General features: G+C 75.6%; 1 protein-coding gene. It reads right to left on the bottom strand.

Features of this window, described 5'->3' with window-relative positions; genetic code table 11:
* On the bottom strand, positions 1–4,172 hold a 4,172-nt coding region (locus ABZ464_RS51870), incomplete at its 3' end, for a type I polyketide synthase (RefSeq protein ID WP_359290003.1).
* Positions 4,173–4,302: the final 130 nt, after the last annotated feature.

A 4,302-nucleotide genomic window follows, 5' to 3' on the forward strand; every position in this document is an offset into this window, starting at 1 on the left:
GTGAGGTGGTGGGTGAAGACGGGTGAGGTGGTGAGCAGGTCGCGGGCCATGCCGTCCCATTGCGAGCCCTGACCGGGGAACACGAACACCGTCTTCCCCAGGGTCTCGGCCCGGGTCCCGCGCACCACGAGCGGGCTCGCGGTGTCCGTCGCCACGGCGTCCAGCGCGTCCAGCAGCTCAGCACGGTCGTCGGCGACCAGCACCGCGCGGTGGTCCAGCGTCGTACGCCCCTCCGCCAACAGGCCTGCCGCGTCAGCGGGTTGCAGGTCCGGGTGTTCGTCGACGTAGGCGCGCAGCTGCTCGGCCTGTGCGCGCAGGGCCGCCTCGGACTGCGCCGACAGCAGCCACGGCGCCGGGCCCTGCGACTGTGCGGGAGGCTGTCCGGCCGGCTTCGGCTCCGGTGCCGCCTCCTCGATGATGACGTGGGCGTTCGTGCCGCTCATGCCGAACCCCGAGACACCCGCCCGGCGGAGATGTCCGTCGGCGGTCCATTCCCGCGCCTCGGTGAGGAGTTCGACCGAGCCCGCCGACCAGTCGACGTGCGGGGTCGGCTCGTCGACGTGCAGCGTGCGGGGGAGCACGCCGTGGCGCATGGCCTCGACCATCTTGATGATGCCGCCGACCCCGGCCGCCGCCTGCGTGTGCCCGATGTTCGACTTCAACGAGCCCAGCCACAGCGGCCGTTCGCCGTCACGCTCCTGGCCGTACGTCGCGATGATCGCCTGCGCCTCGATCGGGTCGCCGAGCGTGGTGCCGGTGCCGTGCGCCTCCATCGCGTCGACGTCGGCCGGGGTCAGGCCCGCGTCGGCGAGCGCGGCACGGATCACGCGCTGCTGCGACGGGCCGTTCGGGGCGGTGAGGCCGTTGCTCGCGCCGTCCTGGTTCATGGCGGTGCCGCGCACCACGGCCAGGACCTGGTGGCCGTTGCGGCGGGCGTCGGAGAGCCGCTCCACAAGGAGCAGCCCCACGCCCTCGCCGAACGCGGTGCCGTCCGCGGCCGCCGCGAACGCCTTGCAGCGGGCGTCCCGGGCCAGCCCGCGCTGGCGGCTGAAGCCGATGAAGATGTCGGGGTTCGCGAGCACCGTCGCCCCGCCCGCCAGCGCCAGATCGCACTCGCCCTGCCGCAGCGACCGCACCGCCAGGTGCAGCGCGACCAGCGACGACGAGCACGCCGTGTCGACGGTGACCGCAGGACCCTCCAGACCGAGGGTGTAGGCGATACGGCCGGAGGCGATGCTGCCCGCGCTGCCGATGCCGAGGTAGCCCTCCATGTCGGCGGGCAGCCGGACCCGGGACCCGTAGTCGGTGTAGACGACGCCCGCGAACACGCCGGTACGTGAGCCGTGCAGGGACGTGGGGTCGATGCCGGCCCGCTCGAACGCCTCCCACGCCGTCTCCAGGAGCAGCCGCTGCTGCGGGTCCATGCTGGTGGCCTCGCGCGGGCTGATCCCGAAGAACGCCGGGTCGAACCGGTCGGCGTCGTGCAGGAACCCGCCCTCGCGGGCGTACGACGTGCCCGCGTGCTCGGGGTCGGGGTCGAAGAGGCGGTCCAGGTCCCAGCCACGGTTGTCGGGGAACGGCGAGATCACGTCGGCCTCGTCGGCGACCACCCGCCACAGGTCCTCCGGCGAGCGGACCCCGCCCGGGTAGCGGCAGGCCATGGCGACGATCGCGACGGGCTCGCCGTCGTACGCTCCCGCGGCCGGCGCGCCGGGAGCGGCGTCGGCGCCCAGGCCGAGCAGCCCGGACCGCAGGAAGTCCGCGAGCGCGCGCGGCGACGGATGGTCGAAGATCAGCGTGGTGGGCAGCTTGAGACCGGTCGCGGCGGTCAGCCGGTTGCGCAGCTCCACCGCGGTCAGCGAGTCGAAACCGAGGTCCTTGAAGGCGCGGGCCGGCTCGACGGTGTCCGACCCCGACAGGCCGAGCACACCGCCGGCCTGGGACCGGATCAGATCGAGCAGCTCTCTCGTCTGCTCCGGCTCGGACAGGCCCGCGAGCGAGGCGGCAAGGGTGCCCGCGTCGGCGGCGCCCGCCGCCGCGGCGGTGCGCACGGTACGGACCAGGGACCGCAGCGGCGGCGGCAGCAGACCCGACTCGGCCCAGGTCGCGAGCGCCGGCCGGTTGAACCGGGCCGCGACGACGGCGGGCCGCACCGAGCGCAGGGCGAGCCCGGACAGCGCCGCGCTCTGCCCCGCCGCGAACCGCACCAGACCGCCGCGCACAGCGGCGTCCTCGGACGCCTCGGCGCGCGGGCCCCACGTCACCGAGACGGCCGGCAGGCCGAGGGTGCGCCGGTGGTGGGCCAGCGCGTCCAACTGCGCGCCGACGGCGGCGGCCACCGCGAGACCGGTGCCGCCGAGCGTCGCCGACGCTTCGGGTGCCAGCACGGTGAACGACGCCAACTCCTTCCCCAGCGTGAGCTCGTGGAGGTTCCAGGCGGCGTCCGCCGCCCGGCCGAGACCGTCCGTGAACGGGCCTTTCTCCAGTGAGGTCAACAGCTCCAGCGGCGCCGCGGCGGCGACATGGATCACGTCCGTCAGGCGCTCCTGCGCGGGCAGCGCGGCGAGCGCGGCGGCCACCGCGTCCCGATCGGCCGCCGTGCCGTCCGCCACGACCACCTCGGCACCCAGCTCGGCCAGCCTGTCCGGGAGTTCGGCGTCGGTGCCGATCAGCAGCAGGCGGCGCGCGCCCAGCTCGGTGACGGCGTGGGCCGCGACGGCGGCGGCGAGATCCCCACCGCCCGACACCAGCACCGTGCCCGCCGGCTCCCCGCCGGCGCGCCCGGCGCCGAGGGCCTCGTCGTCCAGCCGTGTCAGCCGCGGCACATACGCGACCCCGGCCCGTACGGCGACCTGCGGCTCGCCCGAGGCGACCACGGACGCCAGCGCGCGCAGCGAACCGGCGTCCCCGTCGAGGTCCACGAGGCAGAGACGGTGCGGATGCTCCGACTGCGCGACCCGCACCAGGCCCCACACCGGTGCGGGCGCCAGATCCGGTACGTCGTCGGGGCGGGCGGTGACCGCGTGCCGGGTGAGCACCACCAACCGGGTGGCCGCGCTCCGCTCGTCGGCCAGCCAGCTCTGCAGCGCGGGCAGTACGGCGTCCGCGGACGGCGCGGGCAGCAGCGCGTAGGCCGGTGCCCCGGCCTCCGCGGTGCCGTCGAGGAACGCCTCGACCGACTCGTACGACGCGGCCTCGACGCCCGGCACCGGGTCGCCGATCACGGCCCAGGAGTCCGCCACCTGCGTCAACTCGCCTGTATTCACGTCGAGTTCGGGCCAGTCGAGCGCGGTCAGCCAGTCGGCCCGCGCCCCGCTCACGGCCCGCGTAACCTGGTCCGCCACCGGGGCGAGGGTGAGCGCCGCGGCCGTCAGGACGGGGGCGCCCTGGGCGTCGTACGCGGCGAGCGCGTACCCGTCGCCGTGCCGGGTGAGCGAGACCCGCAGCGCGGTGGCCCCGACGGCGTGCAGCGCCACGTCCCGCCAGGAGCCCGGCAGCAGGGGCGTCTCGCCCGCCTCGGCGAGCACAGGCTGCAGCGCGGCGGCGAGCAGCGCCGGATGCATCCCGTACGCGGCGGCCTCAGCGTCGTCCTGGTCCGGCAGCGCCGCCTCCGCGTGGACCGCGCCACCGGCCTCCCGCCACACCGCGCGCAGCCCGTCGAACGCGGGACCCGGGGCGAGCCCCAGCCCCGCGAGCCGCTCCCGCACGTCCTCGGGTCCGGCCTGCGCGGCCCCCGCGGGCGGCCACACCGCCTGGTCCGACGGGAGCGCGGCGGGCGGCGCGAGCACACCCGTCGCATACGTCGTCCAGGGCCGCCCGAGCGGCTCGGCGTCGGCCGTCTCGTCGTCGAACGTTCGTGCGTGCAGGGCGAGTTCGCGTCGGCCGTCCTGCCCCGGCGGGCCGACGGTAAGCTGCAGATCGAGGCCGCCTGACGCCGGAAGCGTGAGCGGCTGCCCCGGCTCCAGTGCCCCCACCGTCAGTCCGTTCAGCAACTGCGCCGCATGCAGGGCGAGTTCGAGGTGCACGGTGCCCGGCAGGACGGGCACCGAGTCCAGCGTGTGATCGGCGAGCCACGGATGGGTGCGCGCCGAGATCCGCCCGGTCAGCAGCAGCGCGTCCCCCTCGGCGAGCGTCGTCGCCGCGCTCAGCAACGGGTGCCGAGTGGTGTGCATCCCCAGACTCTCGGGATTCCCCCCGGTCGCCGCGTCGTCCAGCCAGTAGCGGCGTTGTTGGTAGGGGTAGGTGGGGAGGTGGTGGGGTGGGGTGGTGGGTTGGGGGTGGTGCCAGTGGGTGGGGTGTCCG

It is taken from the genome of Streptomyces sp. NPDC005820 (assembly GCF_040630255.1).
Lineage (GTDB): Bacteria > Actinomycetota > Actinomycetes > Streptomycetales > Streptomycetaceae > Streptomyces.